Origin of the sequence: Corynebacterium sp. HMSC11D10, from assembly GCF_001806995.1 — a bacterium.
GTDB classification, from domain to species: domain Bacteria; phylum Actinomycetota; class Actinomycetes; order Mycobacteriales; family Mycobacteriaceae; genus Corynebacterium; species Corynebacterium coyleae.
In genome coordinates this window covers 1-1,054 of the sequence record NZ_KV787057.1, presented here as the reverse complement: position 1 = coordinate 1,054, position 1,054 = coordinate 1, and the positions used below count along the sequence as shown (strand labels likewise).

General features: G+C 57.0%; 2 protein-coding genes. Both read left to right on the top strand.

The annotated features are described in order from the left end of the window. On the top strand, positions 1 to 221 hold a 221-nt coding region (locus HMPREF3120_RS12165; protein WP_168156418.1), incomplete at its 5' end, for a hypothetical protein. A 1-nt stretch (position 222) separates the two neighbouring features. Continuing rightward, entirely contained in the window at positions 223 to 957 is a 735-nt protein-coding gene (gene istB, locus HMPREF3120_RS07590; protein WP_101733627.1) for an IS21-like element helper ATPase IstB, read from the top strand. The last annotated feature ends 97 nt before the right edge of the window (positions 958 to 1,054 follow it).

Below are 1,054 nucleotides of genomic sequence, written 5' to 3'. Positions count from 1 at the left end.
CCCATGCACAAACCACCGCCGCAGAATGCGGTTTCGACGCCACCGTCACCGCCGCTGCAGCACTTTTAGAAGCCAACGCTCAACCAACCGGACCGCATCTTGGCATCGCTGCACGATACAGCACCCCACCACCAACACAGCACACCAGAGCAAACCTGGCTACCTACGACCAACTCCTTGCCACCACAATCAACACCCCACAGCATGCGGAGGCGACCTAAAATGAGCGCTACAACCACCAAAAACCAAGTTGTCACACTCGGCCGCCAGCTCTATTTGACCACCGCTGTGTTACGCCAATGCGTTGAACACGCCACCCCACGCCAGTGCGACATCCTCATCGAATTGTTCGAAGCTGAACTTTCTTCCAGAGCAGCATCCAGAGCCCGCCGCCTCATGCACCGTGCGCGTGTGCCAGTACGCAAAACCCTCGACGGCTACGACTGGTCACCAGTGACCCTGCCCACGGACATCACCCGCGAACACCTCACCACGCTTGAGTTTCTCAACGGATGTGAAGACCTCGTCTTCTACGGGGACGTCGGCACCGGGAAAACACATCTCGCCATCGCGCTAGCCACCCAAACATGCCTTGCAGGCATCCCAGCAAGGTTTTTCACCGCCGCCGGCCTAGTCGACCACTTACGCAACGCTAAACAGGCAGGAAGACTCGACAAAGAACTCGCAGCACTCGGCAAAAACAAGCTCCTCGTCATCGACGAACTCGGCTACATCCCCATCGACACTGACGGTGCACGGTTACTTTTCCAAGCCATCGCCGACGCCTACGAACAACGCAGTCTGATCATCACCACCAACCTCGCGTTTTCCCAATGGGGCCAAGTCTTCGGCAACGATGACATGGCAGCGGCAGCCATCGACCGCATCGTCCACCACGGACGCATGATTACCTTCACCGGCCAGTCCTACCGCATGGCAAACGCCCTCATGAAATAACCCTCAAAACCCCAGCAACGCTCAAACGGCCCAAAACCGTGCCGAACTGGCCTAAAAATTCGAGCCGAAACGGCCTAAAACAACTTGACAAAACACA